This window comes from Wenzhouxiangella sp. AB-CW3 (assembly GCF_014725735.1).
In the GTDB taxonomy this organism is placed as follows: Bacteria; Pseudomonadota; Gammaproteobacteria; order Xanthomonadales; family Wenzhouxiangellaceae; genus Wenzhouxiangella.
Genome location: NZ_CP061368.1, coordinates 1,170,048 through 1,191,259 on the forward strand (window position 1 = coordinate 1,170,048; position 21,212 = coordinate 1,191,259).

Annotated in this window: 21 protein-coding genes and 1 pseudogene; 13 read left to right on the forward strand and 9 right to left on the reverse strand. The window is 60.4% G+C overall.

What is annotated here, in order from left to right; translation table 11 throughout:
- Nucleotides 1-63: 63 nt before the first annotated feature.
- The 3 genes from IC757_RS05045 (at nucleotide 64) to IC757_RS05055 (ending at nucleotide 2,940) form a co-directional block, all read left to right on the forward strand.
- A complete protein-coding gene (locus IC757_RS05045; protein WP_190976282.1) occupies nucleotides 64-1,101 on the forward strand; it encodes an IS3 family transposase in 1,038 nt (345 codons plus the stop codon).
- Nucleotides 1,102-1,194: 93 nt separating this feature from the next.
- Nucleotides 1,195-2,718, forward strand: a complete 1,524-nt coding sequence (locus tag IC757_RS05050) for a hypothetical protein (protein ID WP_190976283.1) — start codon at nucleotides 1,195-1,197, stop codon at nucleotides 2,716-2,718.
- An 18-nt stretch (nucleotides 2,719-2,736) separates the two neighbouring features.
- Entirely contained in the window at nucleotides 2,737-2,940 is a 204-nt protein-coding gene (locus IC757_RS05055) for a hypothetical protein (RefSeq protein ID WP_190976284.1), read from the forward strand.
- Between the two features lie 474 nt (nucleotides 2,941-3,414).
- Here the strand turns inward: IC757_RS05055 and tnpC are convergent, their stop codons facing one another.
- From tnpC to IC757_RS05070, 4 genes and pseudogenes are all read right to left on the reverse strand, one after another.
- Nucleotides 3,415-4,974, reverse strand: a complete 1,560-nt coding sequence (tnpC, locus tag IC757_RS05060; RefSeq protein ID WP_190976281.1) for an IS66 family transposase — start codon at nucleotides 4,972-4,974, stop codon at nucleotides 3,415-3,417.
- Entirely contained in the window at nucleotides 4,967-5,347 is a 381-nt protein-coding gene (tnpB, locus tag IC757_RS05065) for an IS66 family insertion sequence element accessory protein TnpB (protein WP_190975613.1), read from the reverse strand. Before tnpB ends, tnpC begins: the two co-directional genes overlap by 8 nt.
- Nucleotides 5,347-5,637, reverse strand: coding sequence for an IS66 family insertion sequence element accessory protein TnpA (gene tnpA / locus IC757_RS16980; RefSeq protein ID WP_411913464.1), 291 nt, complete (start codon nucleotides 5,635-5,637; stop codon nucleotides 5,347-5,349). Before tnpA ends, tnpB begins: the two co-directional genes overlap by 1 nt.
- Before the next feature lie 76 nt (nucleotides 5,638-5,713).
- Nucleotides 5,714-7,214: pseudogene (locus IC757_RS05070) on the reverse strand (IS3 family transposase).
- 74 nt (nucleotides 7,215-7,288) lie between these two features.
- Between IC757_RS05070 and IC757_RS05075 the strand changes: the two are divergent.
- The 3 genes from IC757_RS05075 (at nucleotide 7,289) to IC757_RS05085 (ending at nucleotide 9,274) form a co-directional block, all read left to right on the forward strand.
- A complete protein-coding gene (locus IC757_RS05075) occupies nucleotides 7,289-8,545 on the forward strand; it encodes a hypothetical protein (RefSeq protein WP_190976285.1) in 1,257 nt (418 codons plus the stop codon).
- Between the two features lie 103 nt (nucleotides 8,546-8,648).
- Entirely contained in the window at nucleotides 8,649-8,993 is a 345-nt protein-coding gene (locus IC757_RS05080; protein WP_190976286.1) for a hypothetical protein, read from the forward strand.
- Nucleotides 8,994-9,013: 20 nt separating this feature from the next.
- Nucleotides 9,014-9,274 carry a hypothetical protein gene (locus tag IC757_RS05085; RefSeq protein ID WP_190976287.1) on the forward strand — a complete coding sequence of 87 codons (261 nt, stop codon included), beginning with the start codon at nucleotides 9,014-9,016 and terminating at the stop codon, nucleotides 9,272-9,274.
- Nucleotides 9,275-9,286: 12 nt separating this feature from the next.
- Here IC757_RS05085 and IC757_RS05090 read toward each other — a convergent pair.
- The 3 genes from IC757_RS05090 to IC757_RS16850 form a co-directional block, all read right to left on the reverse strand.
- A protein-coding gene (locus tag IC757_RS05090) for an IS3 family transposase (protein ID WP_190976288.1) occupies nucleotides 9,287-10,482 on the reverse strand; the annotation gives its coding sequence in 2 pieces (ribosomal slippage) (nucleotides 9,287-10,224 and nucleotides 10,224-10,482; 1,197 coding nt in all).
- 489 nt (nucleotides 10,483-10,971) lie between these two features.
- The gene (locus IC757_RS05095) at nucleotides 10,972-11,406 is read right to left on the reverse strand and encodes a histidine phosphatase family protein (RefSeq protein WP_190976289.1); all 435 of its coding nucleotides are present in this window, start codon (nucleotides 11,404-11,406) and stop codon (nucleotides 10,972-10,974) included.
- Complete coding sequence (locus tag IC757_RS16850; RefSeq protein WP_263405584.1) at nucleotides 11,372-11,695, reverse strand: histidine phosphatase family protein; 324 nt, start codon at nucleotides 11,693-11,695, stop codon at nucleotides 11,372-11,374. The genes IC757_RS05095 and IC757_RS16850 overlap by 35 nt, the downstream gene beginning before the upstream one ends.
- A gap of 377 nt (nucleotides 11,696-12,072) precedes the next feature.
- Between IC757_RS16850 and rplS the strand changes: the two genes are divergently transcribed.
- Nucleotides 12,073-12,447, forward strand: a complete 375-nt coding sequence (gene rplS, locus IC757_RS05105; protein WP_190976290.1) for a 50S ribosomal protein L19 — start codon at nucleotides 12,073-12,075, stop codon at nucleotides 12,445-12,447.
- Nucleotides 12,448-12,558: 111 nt separating this feature from the next.
- Here the strand turns inward: rplS and IC757_RS05110 are convergent, their stop codons facing one another.
- Entirely contained in the window at nucleotides 12,559-13,035 is a 477-nt protein-coding gene (locus tag IC757_RS05110; protein WP_190976291.1) for a polymer-forming cytoskeletal protein, read from the reverse strand.
- Nucleotides 12,939-13,892: a M23 family metallopeptidase gene (locus IC757_RS05115; protein WP_190976292.1), complete on the reverse strand. Its 954-nt coding sequence runs from the start codon at nucleotides 13,890-13,892 to the stop codon at nucleotides 12,939-12,941. The genes IC757_RS05110 and IC757_RS05115 overlap by 97 nt, the downstream gene beginning before the upstream one ends.
- Nucleotides 13,893-14,132: 240 nt before the next feature.
- Between IC757_RS05115 and htpG the strand changes: the two genes are divergently transcribed.
- The 6 genes from htpG to IC757_RS05145 all read left to right on the forward strand — a co-directional run bounded on the left by htpG (nucleotide 14,133) and on the right by IC757_RS05145 (nucleotide 21,165).
- Nucleotides 14,133-16,043, forward strand: a complete 1,911-nt coding sequence (gene htpG, locus IC757_RS05120) for a molecular chaperone HtpG (protein WP_190976293.1) — start codon at nucleotides 14,133-14,135, stop codon at nucleotides 16,041-16,043.
- The gene (locus IC757_RS05125; RefSeq protein ID WP_190976294.1) at nucleotides 16,027-16,833 is read left to right on the forward strand and encodes an ion transporter; all 807 of its coding nucleotides are present in this window, start codon (nucleotides 16,027-16,029) and stop codon (nucleotides 16,831-16,833) included. The genes htpG and IC757_RS05125 overlap by 17 nt, the downstream gene beginning before the upstream one ends.
- A gap of 72 nt (nucleotides 16,834-16,905) precedes the next feature.
- Entirely contained in the window at nucleotides 16,906-17,286 is a 381-nt protein-coding gene (locus IC757_RS05130; RefSeq protein WP_190976295.1) for an RNA-binding S4 domain-containing protein, read from the forward strand.
- 50 nt (nucleotides 17,287-17,336) lie between these two features.
- Nucleotides 17,337-17,723, forward strand: coding sequence for a DUF2946 family protein (locus tag IC757_RS05135; RefSeq protein ID WP_190976296.1), 387 nt, complete (start codon nucleotides 17,337-17,339; stop codon nucleotides 17,721-17,723).
- A 77-nt stretch (nucleotides 17,724-17,800) separates the two neighbouring features.
- Nucleotides 17,801-19,825, forward strand: coding sequence for a TonB-dependent copper receptor (locus IC757_RS05140; RefSeq protein ID WP_223846261.1), 2,025 nt, complete (start codon nucleotides 17,801-17,803; stop codon nucleotides 19,823-19,825).
- Nucleotides 19,826-19,959: 134 nt separating this feature from the next.
- Complete coding sequence (locus IC757_RS05145; protein ID WP_190976297.1) at nucleotides 19,960-21,165, forward strand: MFS transporter; 1,206 nt, start codon at nucleotides 19,960-19,962, stop codon at nucleotides 21,163-21,165.
- Nucleotides 21,166-21,212: the final 47 nt, after the last annotated feature.

A 21,212-nucleotide genomic window follows, 5' to 3' on the forward strand; every position in this document is an offset into this window, starting at 1 on the left:
GCTCCTTGGTGAGTTCGGGAGCAGGTTAGCGGCCCACATCCGCTTGGGGAAGAACGGCCCCGAATGACCGGTTACGTTGAGCTGATCGACGAGGCCAGAACCGCTGGCGCCCGTCTCAGGCCCGCCTGCCAGGTGCTGGGCATCACGGCACGCACTTATCAGCGCTGGACGGCTGATGGCGGCGTGCGCGCCGACAAACGGCCTGAGGCAGTGCGCCCGTTGCCTTCTCACGCGCTCAAGCCTGAAGAACGGCAAGCGATTGTAACGGTCTGCAACGAGCCCGAGCACGCTTCCATGCCGCCGGGCCAGATCGTGCCGAAGTTGGCCGACGAGGGCCGCTACCTGGCCTCTGAGTCGAGCTTTTACCGCGTACTGAATGACGAGGACCAGCAGCACCATCGCGGTCGTGCCCGCAAGCCTGCAGCGGCCCGGCCGCCAGCGACGCACTGTGCCGATGCGCCCAACACCGTTTGGTGTTGGGACATCACCTGGTTGCCGGCCGATATCCGTGGGCGCTTCTTCTTCCTGTACCTGATCATGGATCTGTTCAGCCGCAAGATCGTAGGCTGGGAAGTGCATGATAGCGAGAGTGCCGTGCTGTCCAGTGAGCTGGTGCAGCAGACGGTCTGGCGGGAAGGCTGCGTCGATCAACCGCTGGTCCTCCATGGTGATAACGGCAGCCCGATCAAAGGTCAGACCGTCCAGGTCATGCTCGGCAAGCTGGGTATCACGGCCTCGTTCAGCCGACCGCGGGTCAGTGATGACAATGCCTTCGTCGAATCGTTGTTCCGAACCTGCAAGTATGTGCCGGACTTCCCGAAGACTGGCTTTGCCTCGCTGGAAGCGGCACGCGAGTGGGTCGCGCGCTTTGTCGAGTGGTACAACCATCAGCACAAGCATCGCGGGATCAACTACGTCACCCCGCACCAGCGCCACACTGGACAGGACATTGAGATCCTGGCCAAACGCCATGCCGTCTATCAAGCGGCGCGGGACAAGCATCCACAGCGCTGGAGTGGGGATACCCGCAACTGGTCTCCGGCAGGAGCCGTGTGGTTGAACCCGGAAAAGGAAAAGCAGCCGGAAAGTCAGGCTGCATGAGTATGGAAAAGGCGACTTCTATCTTGACAACCACCGAAGGCCATCGTCCAGGAGCGAGGCGAGCTGACCGAGCGGCCCGACAACCGCATTCTCATGCGCGGCCCAAGCTGGCCCAGCCTGCCCGATGTGCTGCGCAACAGCTTGCGCGTGACCTTCGAAGTCGACTACCTCACCGGCCAGCCCCAGGGCGGGGTGGTGCTGCCCTGGGCACAAGTCAACAACCATCGGCTCACGATGTCCTACCGCCCCACAACGGAGGCCGACGAACAGGCCCTGCTGGCCCTGCTGCCCGAAGGCGAGATCACCGACCTGGACCAGCTCCCCCAGACCCTGCCGGGCCACTCCATCAGCCTGACACCGGAGATCAAGCTCAACGGCGAGATCATCCTGACCGGCCCGACCACGGTCAACGCCTTCACCCTGGAGACCATGCTGGCGTTTGAGGTGCAGCAGGTGGCGGGTAATACCAAGTGGGCGATCCCGTTCCAGTCACCGATTCCCAAGGGCAGCTACGTGGCCATCATGGCCAATGCGGGGAGTGTGTCCACCCATGCCCTGGAGGCAGCACAACAGCGTGCTGAGGAGGCCCAGCACATCCTCGAGAACGAGCTGGAAGACCAGTACGACCAGATCGACCGCGAGCGCCTGATGGGAGATTTGTTCTACGCCGGCGTATTGGCCTATCATGCCCAACTGGAGGGGCTTGGAGGACTGATGGCGGCACAGATGGGCGCGGAGTATCGAACCAACCTGAGCGTGGGCACCTACGGCTACCAGCCGTGGGTGCGCTATGTATTCGGCATGCCGATGGTGCTGGATGCGGGTGGTGTGCATATGGACCTGGACTATGTGCCAAGCCACCTGACCAAGCACAATGGATCGGCGAGCCAACGCGCTGAAGCGGCACAACCATTGGGGATGCTGAAAAGCATCCTTGAAAACGTCGTTCCAGAACAACAGTTCAGTACCGAGGTAGAGCCAGCCGAAGGGGTGAGTGCAGTCGCCGCAATTGCCAAAGCCCAGGCTGAGGGGCAGCGGGTGTTTCATGTTACGCAGGACAATCTTGACGAAGCTATGGCCGAAATCAGCATTAGTCAGGCTTCACGGGAGGACATTCAGCGGGCGGTGTCACAGTTTGGGTACGAGGCGATTGTGCATGAGGCGCCGATCACGGTTCCGGGTTGGCGTGGGAGTGGGTATATTCTGACCGACCCGGACACGGGGGCTGGGAGTTATATGATTGATGGGGGGAAGAATGGTGGGTTCCTCGCTATGTTGACTGGCATGGCGCAAGGGACTGCATTGGCAGCAATGATCATCGCAGTTTTTGCGGCGATACCTTTTGGTCTTTTTGCAGTAATTGGGATTCTGATCTTAATATTGGGAACGTTGCTCCCTGTTTTGTTGATTGTGATGAGCTATGCGGATCAAGTGTTTGATTCGGATGCGCAGCAAGAGTGCGTAAACGTTGGGAGACTCATCGGTCTGGCTATTGCTAGCGTTATTGCCGCTTTCAAAACAGGCGGTATTACTGGTGGACTTCAGGCAATTGCCTTGGCAGCATTAACAGGGAAATTCTCGAATAGGATGGATGCGATTTCAGCGTGTATCGAGTAACGTAATTTGTGAGCTAGTATGAAGAAGTTTATTTCCTATTTAGGTTGGGCCGTTGCCATTAGTGGCCCTATTTTTGTTATGGGGATTTTTGAGGCCTCCTTTAAGGCTGCCATGGTTGTATTTGTTTTAGGTATACTGCTAATCTTTGCATCGGGCGATTTTCACACATCAGCTGAGAAAGAACGGCGTAAAGGGGGTTCGAAGTGTGAAAAGGAGACATGACATGCCATTGCTGTCCGGGTTGTACTTGTAACAAGTTGTAGTGCAATTTACCCACAACAGTACATACGATCGTTCTCTTGAAAGGTGCGGCAAGCTGTTTCTGAGAAAGAACCAGGTGTCCTGTCCACACTGTCCACAGTAAGCGAGCGGTAGAGAAATCGCATGTTTTTGATCAAAGATTGTCGAGTTTCGCTACTTTTACCTCGGCAATTTCCTCAATTTCGTCGACTGGACGACCATTTCCACTCCGTTCGTGGACGAATTTGCTCAATTCCCGATGCCAGGACGAGCAAAGCTGCGGACAGTGGCCGCCCGGGTATCGGATAGACGTTGTTATTTCCGCTTTCGACTACGGCGGTACGGTGGTTGTCAAGATAGAAGTCGCCTTTTCCATACTCATGCAGCCTGACTTTCCGGCTGCTTTTCCTTTTCCGGGTTCAACCACACGGCTCCGTAACCGGTCATTACAGACCGTTACCGACTGACCCTCTGCAAGTCCGACACCAGCGGTTCGCCAGCGAACGTGTCTTTCCAGACCTGTGGCACCAGCTCTCCGACCCGGCTGGCCGGGTGCTCGTTGACGCGCTGTAGCACATCCACCAGGTAGGTGTAGGGGTCGACCTCATGCAGCCGGCAGGTCACCAGCAGGCTCTGGATCACGCCGATATGACGAGCGCCGAGTTCCGACCAGCTAAAGAGCCAGTTCTTGCGGCCCATCGGGATCGGCCGAAGGGCCCGCTCCAGATGATTGGTATCGATCGGGACATCGGGGTCGCTCAGGAACACCTGCAAAGCGGCCTGACGCCCCGCCACATAGCCGAGCGCCTTGAGCAAAGGGCTGGACCTGGCCAGATCCATGCGTTGACGCTGCTGATCACACCAGGCCCAGAAGGCCTTGACGACCGGGAGACTGTGCTCGGCCCGCCAAGTCAGCTTCTTGTCGCCATGCAGATCCTTCTGGCGGATCTGGCGCTCGATCTGGTAGAGCTGACCGATCAGCTCCAGCGCCTCGTTGGCAGCCTTGGGCTCGGCTTTCAGCGCCGCCTCGAACTTGCGTCTGGCGTGCGCCCAGCAGTTGGCATGAGTGACGGCAGGACGTTGGTCCACATACTTGGTATAAGCCGAGTGCCCGTCGGTCACCAAGGTGCCATCGAAGTGCTCACCCAGAGCCTGGGTCACGACTTTGCTGCCGCGTGAGTCGGAGAAGATGAAGCAGACTTCATCATCCTCCCCATACACCGGCCAGAACCAGCCCTGTTTCATCTTGCCCGGCTTGCCACGTCCAGCCTTGATCGGCGTTTCGTCCATCGCCAGGACTTTCGAGCGCAGGATGTGTTCGAGCTGGGCATCATAAACGGGCTTGAGCAGCCTGATGGCTCGCTCAACCAGTTGGGTCAGCGTATTGCGGCTGACCGTAATGCCGCTCATAGCCAGCCGCTGATGCTGACGGTACAGGGGCAGGTGATAGCAGAACTTGTCGATCAGCAGGCCGGCCAGGAAGCTGACATCGGCCAGGCTGCCCTCCAGCACGTTGGCCGGGGTGGGTGCGGTGTGGATGTGGTCGCTACGCTTGTCCTTGACCACGGCCCGGCGATACTCCAGCACCACGTAGCTACCGGGCCGTTGGGCCAGACGATGCGTGACCTTCTCATCGATCACCTCACGGTGCTCCCGGGGGATCGATTCGGCCTCCGGATCCGCTACATGGATCACTTCGACCGGCACGTCCTCGTTGAAGCGAAGACCCGAGTCGGTAACCGCATCACCGCGTTCCTTGGCACCCTTGCGACGGGTATAGCTGACTTGTTCAGTCGGTGTCGGGGATTCTGATTCAGGCAACGCATTGAACAGCAGTCCGCTACGGGCATCCTGATCGATCAGGCGCTTCTCGGACTTGCGCCCAAAGACTTGACGTTGAAGCCAGGCAAGCTGTTGCTTGACGGACTGAAGCTCCTCGCGCAGCGCGTCATTCTCATTACGCAACTGGACATTCTCGCTCGTCGTGCTATCCGTCTTGGAAGTGGCCTCAACCATGGGCTGCATTATACCTTGCTACAGCGCCGACAGGATGCTGATAGCGCTTGAACTGACGCGATTTCTGGACCTGAACACCATCAAGCAACAGCTTCAACTCCGTCCAGCTCAAGGCCTGTTTCTCGCCACGCTGGCAGTTGTAGTTGAATTGCCCTTGCTCGAGTCGCTTGGACCAAAGACAGTAGCCGCCACGATCAAAGTACAGCACCTTCATGTAGGTCCGTCGGCGATTGATGAACACGAACAGGTGACCACTCATCGGGTCTTCATTGAGCTGGTTGCGCGCCAGTGCCGCCAACCCGTCAAACTGCTTGCGCATGTCGGTGGGCCGCGCGTACAGCCACACTCGAACACGGTCTTCTGGAAAGAACATCAGCTGCGACGGAAGCGGAGGCACACACCATTACCGAGGTCCAGCTCAATGTCCCAGCCAGGGTCAGTTGCCGCCAGACCCCCCAGGTCGATCCATGGCTCAGACTCTGCCGATTCCTCGGCACGAGAGTCAGATTCCGATGACAGCTTGCGTTTCCAGTTACAAAAGGTGCTCAATGAAAGCCCCTCGCGTCGGCAGAAGACGCTTTGAGTCAAGCCGCTATCAGCCTGCTTGGAAATCAGACTTCTCCATTGATCAGCAGATCGGCGGATACGGGTCGTGCGTGACATGGTTTGCTCCTTGGTGAGTTCGGGAGCAGGTTAGCGGCCCACATCCGCTTGGGGAAGAACGGCCCCGAATGACCGGTTACACGGCTCCTGCCGGAGACCAGTTGCGGGTATCCCCACTCCAGCGCTGTGGATGCTTGTCCCGCGCCGCTTGATAGACGGCATGGCGTTTGGCCAGGATCTCAATGTCCTGTCCAGTGTGGCGCTGGTGCGGGGTGACGTAGTTGATCCCGCGATGCTTGTGCTGATGGTTGTACCACTCGACAAAGCGCGCGACCCACTCGCGTGCCGCTTCCAGCGAGGCAAAGCCAGTCTTCGGGAAGTCCGGCACATACTTGCAGGTTCGGAACAACGATTCGACGAAGGCATTGTCATCACTGACCCGCGGTCGGCTGAACGAGGCCGTGATACCCAGCTTGCCGAGCATGACCTGGACGGTCTGACCTTTGATCGGGCTGCCGTTATCACCATGGAGGACCAGCGGTTGATCGACGCAGCCTTCCCGCCAGACCGTCTGCTGCACCAGCTCACTGGACAGCACGGCACTCTCGCTATCATGCACTTCCCAGCCTACGATCTTGCGGCTGAACAGATCCATGATCAGGTACAGGAAGAAGAAGCGCCCACGGATATCGGCCGGCAACCAGGTGATGTCCCAACACCAAACGGTGTTGGGCGCATCGGCACAGTGCGTCGCTGGCGGCCGGGCCGCTGCAGGCTTGCGGGCACGACCGCGATGGTGCTGCTGGTCCTCGTCATTCAGTACGCGGTAAAAGCTCGACTCAGAGGCCAGGTAGCGGCCCTCGTCGGCCAACTTCGGCACGATCTGGCCCGGCGGCATGGAAGCGTGCTCGGGCTCGTTGCAGACCGTTACAATCGCTTGCCGTTCTTCAGGCTTGAGCGCGTGAGAAGGCAACGGGCGCACTGCCTCAGGCCGTTTGTCGGCGCGCACGCCGCCATCAGCCGTCCAGCGCTGATAAGTGCGTGCCGTGATGCCCAGCACCTGGCAGGCGGGCCTGAGACGGGCGCCAGCGGTTCTGGCCTCGTCGATCAGCTCAACAGCTTTCTGGCGATCCGGGGTGCTGATCATTCGTCCTCTCCGTCCCCCAGATCGCCCGGGCTTTTTTTGACAAGGTAAGCAAGGCAGCCGTCTCCGCCAGGGCCTTTTCCTTGCGTGCCAGATCGCGCTCGAGTTCGCGCATCTTCCGGCGTTGTTCCCGGTCAGCCTTCACTTGGCTGGCGGTGCGTTCCTCGGCCCAGTCGTTGGCCTGCTCGCAGGCCCGACGCCAAGCAGCCAGCTGCTCAGGATACAGGCCGCGCTTGCGGCAGTATTCCGAGCGCTCAGACTCGTTCATCGAAGCCGTTTCAATCACGGCCGCGAACTTGTCCCGAGCACTCCAGCCCTGGGCGTCAGATCCGGCATCGGGGTACAGCTCTCCGCGCTCCCGAGCCTGCTTGCGCCACAAGTACACCGTCGGCTCAGAAATGCCTTCCTCAGCGGCGACTTCTCGGACCGTTCGATTATGTGGTGGGCACAATTTGGCCAGCACTGATTTTCTGCGTTCTTCTGAATACTTCACTGTCAGCTCCTGTCCGCCCCCTCTTGGAGACTATTTTAGAGGAGACGACAACTATCCTGACAGAGGGGGAGACCATGCTGGCGTTCGAGGTGCAGCAACTGGCGGGCAACACCAAGTGGGCGATCCCGTTTCAGGCGCCGGTGCCGAAGGGGAGTTACGTGGCGATCATGTCCAATGCGGGGAGTGTTTCTACTCACGCGCTGGAGGCGGCACAACAGCGTGCTGAGGAGGCCCAGCACATCCTCGAGAACGAGCTTGAAGACCAGTACGACCAGATCGACAGAGAACGCCTGATGGGGGATTTATTCTACGCCGGCGTATTGGCCTATCATGCCCAACTGGAGGGGCTTGGAGGACTAATGGCGGCCCAGATGAGTGCGGAGTATCGAACCAACCTGAGTGTGGGAACCTATGGCTACCAGCCTTGGGTCAGATATGTTTACGGAATGCCCATGGCATTGGATGCCGGTGGGGTGCATATGGATCTAGACTATGTGCCGAGTCACTTGACCAAGCACAATGGCAGTGCCAGTCAGCGCACCGAGGCCGCCCGGCCTTTGGGTATGCTTAAGAGCATCCTTGAGAATGTGGTTCCCGAACAACAGTTCAGCACCGAAGAGGAGCCGGTCGAGGGGGTGAGTGCGGTCGCGGCCATTGCAATAGCCCAGGCCGAGGGGCAGCGGGTTTTTCGGGTAACCCAAGACAATCTCAACGATGTCATGGCCGAGATCAGTATCAGTCAAGCTTCACGGGAGGATATTCAGCGGGCTGTGAGTCAGTTTGGCTATGAGGCGCTTGTGCATGAAGCGTCCATTACCGTACCGGGATGGCGGGGGAGTGGATATATTCTGACCGACCCGGAGACCGGGGCCGGGAGTTATATGATTGATGGGGGAAGGAATGGGGGCTTTTCCTGGCCTGAGGGTTCATCATCATTCATGCTGTTTGTTGGCGGTGCAGGAAAAGTACTTCCCTTGTGGTTGTTGATAGCGCTAGCCATTTATACGCTAATTTCGGCGGTACATGCTCTTATAGAGGCCCACACAGTCCTAAGTGATGCTGGCTGTGATCCACGCATTTTCCAAACACTACTAGCGATACTTGCTATCTTTGTCGCTTTGAGTCTGTTTTTGTCTACACTTGGTGCGGTAGTGCTTGTAACGATCGTGCTAGTGCTCGTCTCGGCTTTTGCGGTTGCCCTTGCGGAAGCGATTGCTGGAATAAATTGTTCTGTCCAGACACGGAGTGATTTGGATGAGAGAGTCCTATACAAAAGTTGTTCTGTGGTCCGCCGTACTTCCACCCGTCGCATTGGCAATCATTGCCTCTGAAACATGTTATAAGAGGTGGTTGATATGTGCTGTTGGGGTAATGTGGGTTTGTCTTTCTGTGATACTTGCGATTGGTTCTGGCATGTTTCTGGCGGGGATTATCATGGCAAACCTCTATGTGGTGGTCTTCTTGCATTTGGTGATTCACTCTTCTAGAAAATCCATGATATTTTACTTGTTTCTAAATACCCAGAAGAAAGAGAGAGGTTTTGCCGAGGAAGACCAAAGGATCGCCGAGTATCCGCCGGCTTCACAGCGGATGGCAGTATTGGCCCAATACGCCATTTTGGCAACAACGACAGCTGGTTTGTCATATTTTATTTGGACGCCCGATAAGTACGGCTTGTGGCTCTTAATGACCGTCTTGCTATGCGCATATTTTGGTTTGGCGATATTTCTTGCCATAAAGCCCCAAGCGTCCATGAAAGGTTCGTTAGGGGGGGCATAACGAGAGGTAGAAAACTGAGCGTGGCGCGGAAGTTCACCAACTGGATGGGCAACTTCCGCCACGTCAACGCCGCCATGCAACATGCCAGCGCCGGCGGCATTCCGGTTGGCATGAGCTCAAGCAACAACAGTTCGGTCACCAACGTGATCCTGGAGCATGTCTGGGTCGAAGCGGCCATTGACTATATCCCGTCAGGCGGTCGTTATATGGTGGAAGCCGACACCTGGGTGGCGCTGGATGCCAGTTTCAAGCAGTATCACTGCTGTCCCATAAACAGCTAAAAAGGAATGGTCTTACCCCGCTTCAGTGGACAGTTCAGGTTTTGGGGTTGAAGTGAATTGAGCATAGCGCTTCTCGAACTCCATCGGTGCGACTTGACCGAGACTCTGATGTCGACGCCTAGGGTTGTACCAGCCTTCGATGAACTCGAACACAGCCCGGCGGGCCTGCGCATGGTTCCGGAACCGGCTGCCCTGAAGCAGTTCGCACTCGAGCGTGGCAAAGAAGCTCTCGGCCATGGCGTTATCGTAGCAGTCTCCAACGCTGCCCATCGAAGGCACTATCCCGGCCTTGCGGCATTGCTCGCCGAATTCCAGCGAGGTGTACTGGCAGCCTTGGTCGGAGTGGTGGATCACCCGACTCGGCTGCCGGCGCCGGATGGCCATCTCCAGGGCATCGAGCACCAGCTCGGCCCGCAGATGACCGGCCATCGACCAGCCGACAATCCGGCGACTGAACACGTCCAGCACCACCGCCAGATACAGAAAACCCGACCAGGTCGGAATGTAGGTGATATCGGCGACCCAGAGCTGATCCGGACGCTCGGCCGTAAAGTCTCGCTCAACGCGATCCGGGGCGGCACGGTCAGTCCGGCCGCGTCGGGTGGTCACTACCCAGCGACGCCGGGTCACGCCCACCAGGCCGTCTTCGCGCATCAGGCGCGCGACCCGCTTGCGACCAACTTGCCAGCCTTCTTCGACCAGGTCGGCGTGGATCTTTGGCGCACCGTAGCGGCCCTTCGAGGCCGCATGATGGGCGCGAATGCGCGCCAACAGACGCGCGTCCTCGCGCTTGCGGCGGCAGATATCGCGTCGGCGCCACGCGTAGTACCCACTGGTGGAGAGACCCAGCACCCGGCACATCGTGGCAACCGGAAATTCGGCCCGGTGAGCGCTCACGAACCGGAACCCTTCTTCGGGGACGACTCGCTCTCCCTGGCGAACCAGGCCGCGGCTTTTTTTAAGATCTCGCGTTCCTGGCGCAGCCGCCGGTTCTCACCGCGCAATTTCGTCAGTTCAGCGCGCTCGGCCGAGGTCAGACCGTCGCCGCGCCGGCCCTCATCGCGGTCGGCCTGGACGACCCAGTTGCGGATCGACTGTGCGGTTGGTTCGAACTCCTTGGCCAGTGACTCGGGCGTGCGGCCTGAACGGACCAGATCGACCATCTGTTTGCGGAACTCCTCCGGATACGGGGAATGGGATCTTGGCATTTGGAACACCTCCTATTCTCAAAGGATCAGGTGTCCACGAAAGCGGGTCAAGACCATAGTCCTCTTTTTCATTCCGAAAAAGGTCGGGAAACATATCAAGACCGATACATGATCTTGAGCCTGGCATTAATCGTTGGTTTTTGCTTATTGACGAGGATTACTCTGATGGCGCAGTGTTCAATTTGTTTGGATCCTCGAGCATGTCTGGGTGGCGCTGGATGCCAGTATTGACCTACCTGATTCACCACCCGTCCGTCGGGAGGGGTCGTCAGGTCCTGTGGCTCTGGTGTTTCGCGACCGAGCAAGCCGGAGGCGTAGCCACTGCTACGGTGAGGACTTGCGACCGAGCGAAACGCCGCAGACGCTGGGCCTGGCGGCGCCGCAGCAGGGCGGGTGGTGAATCAGGTGGGCAGTAAATATCCCCCGGCAAAGCCGGGGGATATTTACTGCTTGGGCTGCCCCGGAGGGCCCGGGGCAGCCAGGTTCTTGTCAAAGCTGTTCCAGGCGATCTTCCGGAATGAGCTTCCAGATGGCTACCGCTCCGTTGCTGGAGACTTCGAGTTTGTAGACTTCATCGTTGCCTTGTCTGACTTCTGCAATGGCACGCTCGGGTTCGAGGTCGATCAGCTCTCCAATCACAAGCGGGTTCACGCCACTATGTCCTACCACCATCACGGTATGGCCCATATGCTTTTCAACCATTTCGCGGGTGAATGCTCCGACCCTTTCGGCGATGGATCGCAGGCTTTCTCCGCCATTCATGTCGTCATCAAGGGCGGCGAAGCGTGGCTGAAATTCGGACCGCACTTCGGACTGAACTCGACCCTCGTAAATCCCTCGAGAGCGCTCGTTCAAACGCTCGTCAGGCACGACCTTGGCGCCGATGCTGTCAGCGATGGTTTCGGCTGTCTGAATGGCGCGCACCAGCGCGCTGGGATAAATCCGATCGACTGTGACCGCCCCCCAGTTGTGCCGCGACCTGCTCTGCCTGTTGAATGCCTGTATCGTTGAGCGGGTTGTCCGTATCGCCCTGAATCCGGTCCTGTGCATTCCAGTCTGTCTGTCCGTGACGCACGATGTACAAGGTCATCGTGTCGGAAGTCGTGGCACCATCGGTTTGGGCAACAGTTGCTCCCGGTATGCTCGTGGCAATCGCTAGAATGGCGGCAAGTGCCAGGCAGGTAGAGGGTATGTGGGTAAATCGACTCAGCATGATCTTTTCCTCATGGTTGGAAGGTTGCTTTCGTATCCCAAAGATCCGGGTGGCCAGACATCCAGGCCCGGTCACCGGAGATCTTCAATCAGGTCTCCATGGTCCGCCGAGTTCACTCAGCCGAATCAGACTGTACCGACCGCAAATGACGTACCCATGACCGCAACTGTCCGTCTGGCCCAAATGGCGACAGCCCCCCCTCGGGGGCGGTGGCTGCTCCGGCAGGGACTCGAGGCGCCGGGTAGTGGCCTGAGGGCGCCGGGGGCGCGTAAATCCGGAGGGGAATGGGTCTTCCAATGAAGTGGCAGGATCGGTTATACTTGCCGGCTTGTCTGCCTCGTCATGAGGCCTGTTTGAACGATTCGGGAAGAGCAGTCATGAGCAACATCATCGACGAAATCAACAAGGAACAGACCGAGCGGGAAATCCCGGAATTCGGTGCCGGCGATACAGTCGTCGTGAATCTGTGGGTGCGTGAGGGCGATCGCCAGCGACTGCAGGCCTTTGAGGGTGTGGTGATTGCCAAGCGCAATCGCGGCGTGAATTCGGCCTTTACCGTGCGGAAGGTGTCCCACGGCACCGGGGTGGAGCGTGTGTTCCAGACCTATAGCCCCCTGATCGAGTCGGTCAAGGTGAAGCGTCGGGGCAAGGTGCGTCGCGCCAAGCTGTTCTACCTGCGCAATCTGGAAGGCAAGGCCGCCCGCATCAAGGAAAAGCTGACCGGCCGCGCCCGGAACCGCGCTCGCGCCTGATCCGGTTTTCCAGCGCTTTGCATAGCGAAAGGCCAGCCTCCGAGCTGGCCTTTTCTGTTTTTGCGGGCTCTGCGATCGTGATGACCGCACATTAGTGGGGTCAGGGGCCAGTCAGGAGGTTTTTGCGGGCTTCTTGCTGTCTTTCTGGTTGTCAGTCCCTTGGTCGGCTGCTGATTCTTCTGATTCTTCGGTTGCTTCCCCGTCGCTCATGTGTCCCAGCTGGCGTGGTGGTTCCTGGCCGCGGATCTTGCTCGAGCCGTTGAACTGTGCGCCGGACTCGATAATGAGTTCGCCCACGACTACATCGCCGTCAACGCGCCCACCCGCGGCGATTTCCAGCCGTTCGGCCTCGATGTTGCCCTGAAAGTGGCCGCTGACGAGTATGCGGCTTGCGTGAATTTCGCCGTCGATGCTGCCCTGCTCGCCGATGGCTACTTCGGCATCGGACTGCACCGTGCCTTCGATGCGGCCGTCAATATGCAGGTTGTCGGTCAGGGCAAGGTCGCCGACCAGCTTTGTGCCTGCTGCAATGACGGTCGTTCCGGCACGCTGGCCGTTCTGCGCACGACCTCGGCTAATGATTCCCATTGAACGCGATCCTCTTTGGTAAACAAAACATCGTAGTCCTCAAGTGACCACTGCAGGAAGGGGGCGGGGTCTAGCCGCCGCTGCAAGTAGCGGACCTCGTAATGCAGGTGTGGGGCGGTCGATGCGCCGGTGTTGCCGGAATATCCCAGCAGTTGGCCGCGCTTGACGTAGCTGCCCGATTCGACCTTGATCTCGTCGAGGTGCCCGTACACGGTCGAAAACCCGTAGTTGTGGATCAGCTTGACCATCTTGCCCAGGCCGCTGTTGTGGTGCTTGGCGGCCCATTCCACCAGGCCGTCGGCGGTGGCGTAGATGGGGGTGCCGCGGGGGGCACGCAGGTCGACGCCGCCGTGTTTGGCCATGCGGTCGTGAATGGGGTGGCGTCGCATGCCGAAGCTGCTGGTGACCCGGCCGGACTCCACGGGGTAGCCCGACGGTATGGATTCGAGCATCAGGCGCTTTTCGAAAGCGGTCTGGCTGGCGGTGTCGATGCGCTGGACCAGCGGGCGCTCGGGTTCGGGTTGCAGTCCGACCAGGATCTCGATCTGGTCTATCTCGGCGCTGATGGCCGACAGGGCGCGGGCCTTGTCTTCAACTTCGTCCTGGAGCTGGGCGCGCTCGGACAGCAGTGCAGCGTTACTACTGGCAATGGTGTCATGCAGGGCCTGGAGCTCGTCGACCTCGGCGTTGAGGCTGCCGACCTTGCCCGCGAGCATATGTATCATCAGCGACCCGCCCAGGAAGATCAGCGCGAGCCCGGCCACGATTCCGGCCAGGGTTCGGCGCATCAGCTGGCTCAGGGTGAAGTGGCGCGCGCCGCGGTAGTCGGTGATCGTGATCTGGTAACGATGACGCATGGCGATTCTTTGTGGTTTTGGCTGGTTTTTGCGGGCGCAATGACGCCCGCGAGCCGCTTGGCCGCATGTCGGCTCGTGGATCCGTTTTCCGGCCAGGCCCGTCGTCACGGGCAGCGAGTTATTATGCGGGGAGGGGCGGCTCGATGCAAATCGGGCCCGGGCGGGTGTGGCACGACTTGAAAACGGCCCCGACGAGGCCCAATTTTGTCCCGTCTCTCAAGCTGTTCGTCGAGTTGTGACATGAGCGAAGCATTCAGTGCCGAAACCCGGTCTTTCGATACCGAGGTCCATCAGCTGCTCAAGCTGATGATCAACGCCCTCTATTCCAATCGGGAAATCTTCCTGCGGGAGCTGATTTCCAATGCCTCGGATGCCAGCGATAAGCTGCGTTTCGAAGCGCTGACCAACGAGGCCCTCAAGGGACTGGACCAGGATCTGGCCATTGACGTGAGCATCGACCCGGAGGCCGGCACGCTGGTGGTGTCGGACCGCGGCATTGGCATGAGTCGCGATGAGGTGGTGGCCAACCTGGGCACCATCGCGCGCTCGGGCACCCGCCAGTTTCTCGAGTCGCTGACCGGCGACCAGAAAAAGGATGCCAGCCTGATCGGGCAGTTCGGCGTGGGTTTTTATTCGGCCTTCATCGTTGCCGACGAGGTCCAGGTGGAAACCCGCCGTGTCGGAGCGACAGCCGAGCAGGGGGTGCGCTGGGTATCGGCTGGAGATGGCCAGTATCGAATCGAGCCCTGCGAGCTGGCCGACCACGGCACCCGCGTCACGCTGATCTTGCGTGAAGAGCATCGGGATTTGCTCAATCGCTGGCAGATCGAGCGCATTATCCGCCACTACTCAAATCACATCGCGTTCCCGATCCGGCTGACCGAGGCCGGCAAGGATGAGGACGCGGCCACCGTCAACGACAGCCAGGCGCTGTGGTCGCGGCCCAGGAGCGACATCGAGCAGGCCGAATACGAGGAGTTTTATTCCAGCCTGACCGGCGATACGGAAAAACCGGTGAGCTGGGCGCATCACCATGTGGAGGGCAGCCAGCGCTACAGCCTGCTGCTGTACCTGCCGGGCCAGGCGCCGTTCGACATGCTGATCAACCGCGATGAACGCGAGGGCGTCAAGCTCTATATCCAACGTGTGTTCATCATGGATGCCGCCGAACAGGTGGTGCCGCGCTATCTGCGCTTCATGCGCGGGGTGGTGGATTCGGCCGATCTGCCGCTCAATGTTTCGCGCGAGATCCTGCAGGACAGTCCGCTGCTCAAGAAGATTCGCGCCACGGTGGTCAAGCGCAGTCTCGACCTGATCGAGAAGCTGGCCAAGGAAGGCGGTGAGCGCTGGGAGCAGTTCTGGAAGGCATTCGGGTCGGTGCTGAAAGAAGGCGTGATCGAGGACTTCGAGCAACGCGAGCGCATTGCCTCGCTATTGCGTTTTGCCTCCACCCATGAAGACAGCGCAGGCGAGACGGTTGGTCTGGACGACTATCTGTCGCGCATGGGCGAAGATGATGACACCATCTGGTTCCTGACGGCCGACTCGCTAAAGGTGGCCCAGAACAGCCCGCACCTCGAAGCCTTTCGCCAGCGCGGCATCGAAGTGCTGTTGCTGACCGACCGGATCGACGAATGGCTGGTCGCCCACCTGGACGAGTACAAGAGCAAGAAGCTCAAGTCGGTAGCCCGTGGAAAGCTGGATCTGGATGACGAGGCAGCCGAACCCGACGAAGCGGCCTCGAAACTGGCCGGGCGCATCAAGCGGGCACTGGGTGATGTGGTCGGCAATGTGCAGCCGGGCACACGTCTGACCGAGTCCCCGGGCTGCATCGTGGCCGATGAGCACGGCATGACGCTGCAAATGCAGAAGATGTTGCGCCAGGCCGGCCAGGAGGTGCCTGAAACGAAGCCTGATCTGGAGATCAACGCCGGTCACCCACTGCTTCAGGCCATGGACGGGATCAGTGACGACAAGCGCTTCGGCGAGCTCTCACAACTGTTGTTTGACCAGGCCCTGCTGGCCGAGGGTGGCGAGCTGGCTGATCCGGCCGCCTACGTGCGCCGGGTGAATACCCTGCTGGTCGAGGCGCTGGCTCCAAGGGCCGGCAAGGACGACAGCGGGGATGGGCAGCATGCCGCCTCGTCCTGATATCGACACGACAGACTTTGCCCCCTGGCGTATTCGCCTGGGGCACTGGGTCGAAGGCGTTCCGTTTACCCGCTTTATCATCGCGCTGATCATCATCAACGCGGTGATCTTGGGGCTGGAGACCTCGCCGGCGGTGATGGCGCAGGCTGGCGGCCTGCTGCTGACCACCAATGCCCTCATCCTGGCGGTATTTGTCGTCGAGATCCTGCTCAAGCTGGTGGCGTTCGGCCCGCGTTTCTTCCGTTCGGGCTGGAACCTGTTCGACTTCTTCGTCGTAGGTATTTCGCTGGTGCCGGCCGCCGGCCCGTTCGAGATCCTGCGTGCCCTGCGCGTGTTGCGCGTGCTCAGGCTGCTGTCCCAGATTCCGCGTCTGCGCGCCATCATCGAATCGATCATGCGTTCGCTGCCCGGCATCGGCTGGACCGCGCTGCTGCTGGTGCTGATCTTCTACGTCTTCGCCGTCATGGGCACCATGCTGTTCCGCGACAGCTTCCCGGAGTACTGGGGCAACCTGGGCGCCAGCCTGTTTTCCCTGTTTCAGATCATGACGCTGGAGTCCTGGTCATCGGGCATCGCCCGCCCCATGCAGGAAGTCTATCCCTGGATCTGGGTCTATTTCGTACCCTTCATCCTGATCTCCTCGTTCATGGTCCTCAACCTGTTCATCGCCATCATCGTGACAGCCACCCAATCCATCCACGCCGACGAAGAAGAACTGGCCCGCCAGGAAGTCCTACGCGAACTACGCAACATCAACCAACGCCTCCAACGCCTGGAAGAACGCAACTAACCCATCACCTAACACCTAACACTTAACACTTCACACTTCACACTTCACACTTCACACTTAACCCTCATCCCCATGCCCCCCGTAAGACTAGACAAATGGCTATGGGCCGCCCGCTTCTTCAAGACCCGCTCGCTGGCCAGCCAGGCCGTGCGTGGCGGCAAGGTCGAGATCAACGGCGCCAGCCCCAAGCCGTCGCGGCTGGTGCGCGTGGGCGATCGCTTGCGCATTACCCGTGGTGAACTGGTCTTCGAGGTGATCGTCGAGCAACTGGGCGAACGCCGGGTATCGGCGCCGCTGGCCCGCGAGATGTATGCCGAAACCGAAGCCGGCCGCAAGGCGCGCGAGCAGCAGATCGAGCAGCGGCGCCAGGAGCGTGCGGCGGGTGAGGGGCCGGCAGGGCGTCCCGACAAGCGCCAGCGTCGTCAGATTCGTCGTTTCGTGCGCGGCAAGTAGTTGTCCGATTTGATCTGTATCATAATGAAGATGCATATTGGACGCTACTATTGCCCCATCGCCGTTTCCAGGTCCTGGCACCGACCGTGACTGATCGCTACAACCGCTACTGGCTTCCGTTTCTGCTGCTCGCCATTCTGGCGCGGGGTGCGGTGGTCGACGGCTACATGCCCAGCGAGGACGGTCTCAAGGTTTGCCCTTCCGGCGGCTTGCATGGCGTGGCTGTATCAGATGGTAACGATGGCCATGGCCACGACGATGCGCCGGAGTGTCCCTGGAAGTCCGTGTTCTCCAGCGCCGTGCCGGTGCCGACACCGGACTCGCTGGCCACCATTGCTCCCGTTCACCAGCCGCCTTTCCTGGCCGCGGTGGATCATGCGGGGCAACGACTCACCGGCCTTCCACCCACTCGTGCACCTCCTGTCTCGATCTCCTGACCCACTCCCGAAATCGAGTTTTTCGGAGCCGCGGCATTGCAGCGCCCGGCTCGCTATGAAACAGGAGATTCAAGATCATGAACAGACCTGCAGTTGGCATGCTGCCAGCCGTTGTATTGTCGTGCGCGCTGGCTTGGACAACAGCCATTGATGCCCACGAGGACGAACGAAAAGAACATGAATCGGGGTATCTGATCAGTGAGCGCCTGCGGGGGCTGCTGGTGATGGACACCATCGTGGTGACCGCGCCACTGATGATCGACCCCTACAGTCTCAGCACCGACCCCCGTCAGCCGCGCCTCCCGCTGCCGGCTCACGACGGCGGTTCCTACCTGAAGTCCATCCCCGGTTTCACGCTCAGTCGCAAGGGCGGCACCAGTGGCGACCCGGAGTTGCGAGGACTGGGTGGCTCGCGCCTGAACATTCTGGTCGGCGGCACCACCAACCTGGGTGGCTGTGGCGGACGCATGGACCCGCCCACCGCCTACGTGTTTCCGGAAGCCTATGACAGCATCGAGGTGCTCAAGGGGCCGCAGTCGGTGCGCCATGGCGCCAGTGCGGCCGGCGTGGTGCGCTTCGAACGATCCGAGCCGGTGTTCGACGAGCGTCCGCTGGCCGGCTATGCCAGTACCACGCTGGGCAGCTTCGGCCGGCGTGATGTCACCTTCGAGGCCAGTGCTGGCAGTCGTGCCGGGTATGGCCGCGTGATTGGCACCTGGTCTGAACAGGATGACTACAGGGCCGGAGACGGTCGCCGCGTGCACTCGCAGTACGAGCGCTGGAGCGCCTCGGGCGTGTTCGGATGGCGACCGGACGACCACACCCTGGTCGAGGTGGGCCTGGACCGTTCCGATGCCGAGGCAGCCTACGATGATCGTGGCATGGACGGCTCCAGTTTCGACCGCACCGGAGTGTCGCTGCGCGCGGTGCGTCGCGATCTCGGTCGCTACGTCGAGGAGGTCGAGGCCATGCTGTACTACAACCACATCGACCATGTCATGGACAACTTCACATTGCGTGAACCGCCCGGGATGCCGATGGTGAGCTACCCGGATCGCCGCACACGCGGCTTTCGACTGACGTCTGAACTGCTGCCTGCCGACGACACCCAGCTGGCGTTCGGGGTGGACGGACTTGATGACACCCATCGCGCCAACCGCCTGATGGGGCCGTCGGCATTCGAGTTCCGCCAGGTGCCACGCAATGACAGCATCGAGTTCCGGCAGTACGGTGTGTTCAGCGAACTGTCACGCCCGGCAGGCGATCAGGGTCGCTTCACCACCGGCCTGCGTCTGGATCGCAGCCGGGCCGAGGTGCTGGCCGAAGGGGGGTTGGGTGGTGCGCCTGAAGGCACGGTGGACCGCTCGGGACAGACCAGCGCTTTTGCGCGCTACAGCCATGAGCTGGCTGCCGCGCCGGTCATGCTGTATGCCGGCGTGGGTCGGGCCGAGCGGGCCGCCGACTTCTGGGAGCGACGGCGTGACTTCGACCTGTCTTCGGAAGTGCTGACCCAGTTCGATACCGGTCTGCGCTACGCGGGCGACCGTCTCAGCGGTACGCTGGCGCTGTTCTACGGCAAGCTCGACAATTACATCCTGGTCAGTGTGCCGGGGGAGCATGCCGTTGAGGCGCGCAACGTGGACGCCACCACGGTGGGTAGCGAACTGGATGTCAGCTACGAGCTGAGCGATCGTGTCGGGCTGGTGACCACGCTGGCCTGGGTTCGCAGCGACAACGACACCGACAATGTGCCGCTGGCCCAGACCCCACCGCTCGAGGGCACCCTGGGTGTGGACTACGACGATGGCACCTGGTCGGCCGGTGGGCTGCTGCGCGCGGTGGCACGCCAGGATCGCATCCATCCGGGGCACGGCACCATCTACTCACTCGATTCGGGCGAGACCCCGGGATTTGCGGTGCTGTCCATCTACGGTGGTTACCGCTTTTCCGACAGTATCAGGCTGACCGCGGGCATCGACAACCTGCTGGATCGCCACTACGCGGAACACATTCAGCAGGGCCTGGCCGAACTGGGCGCCGAGCCTAGCCGGGTGCCCGAGCCGGGGCGCAGTATGTGGCTGAGATTGAATGGTCGATTCTAAGGGTCGATTCTAAGGAACGAGAGCTACAACGATGACATGCCAGCCCCGCGGGTCCGGGGCTGGCTGAGTCGCTCGAGATCATCATCGCTGCTCGGGTTAGTATGATTCGCGGGCAGACTTTTTCGGACCATTCATTGAATCATTCCCCTGTTCAGGGTCTTCCTCCCGCCGGTCGTTTCGCGCTGGCCGCGGCCTTGTGTTCATCGGTGGGGCAGACCTTCTTCATCGGCCTGTTCGGCAGCGGCTTTCGAGCCGAGTTCGGGCTGAGCGAAACGGCGCTGGGCAGCTTTTATGGCCTGGCCACCCTGGCCAGTGGCTTGCTGATGTTCTGGCTGGGTGCGATTGCTGATTATCTGCCGATGCGCCGTGCCATCGTGCTGACCGCCTGTCTGCTTACAATCGGCGCCTTCATGATCGGTCTGAGCCCCGGGCTGGCATGGCTGGTTGCCGGACTGTTTCTCGTGCGTCTGGCCGGGCAGGGCCTGATCGGGCACCTGGCGGTGGTGGCCGCCGGCCGCTATGCCCGGAAGCGCCGCGGCCGCGCCGTTGCCATGGCGACCTACGGGTTCATCCTCGGTGAGGCAAGTTTCCCGCCCCTGGTGGCTTTTGCCCTGGGCTGGATGGACTGGCGAAGCGTGTGGTTATGCGCGGGCGCAGGCATTTTACTTGTTGCGCTGCCGGCCTTGTGGTGGATGGCCCGTCCGCTGGCAGGGAGTGGTGGTGACGACGCGCACCAAGCCTCCGGGACGCCGCCCGAATGGATGACGCGCCGCAAACTGTTTGTGCATGGCAGTTTTCTGCGCGTGCTGGCCGTGGTCCTGGTGCCGCCATTCGTGGTCACGGCCTTGTTTCTGCACCAGAGCGCGCTGGCCGACAGACTGGAATGGTCCTTGACGGCCGTGGCATCGGGCTTTGTGCTGTTCGCCCTGATGCAGGGCTCGGCGGCATTTGCTGGGGGGCGACTGGTCGATCGATTCAGTGCGCGAGCCCTGCTGCGTTTTCACCTGCTGCCGGCGGGTCTCGGTGTGCTGGGGCTTGGTGTGATTCCGGCCGGACCGGCCATGTGGCTGATGTTCGCGGGGCTGGGAATGACCGCCGGTCTCAACGGTGTGATCAGTGGTGCGGTGTGGGTCGAACTGTTCGGGACCCGTCAGCTTGGCATGATTCGAGGGGTGTATGCCGCGCTGATGGTGCTGTCGACCGCGGCCGGGCCGGTGGTTCTGGGCCTGCTGCTCGATTGGCAGGTCAGCCTGCTGACGATGGGGCTTGTTTTGCTGGCCTGGGTGGTCATCGTGCCGCTGCTGCTGGTGCCGGGAGTCCGCGGCTTCCGTTATGCCTGAATCACACCGGAGGGTGCGGTGATCCAGTAAACTGTGTTGATTCAGGA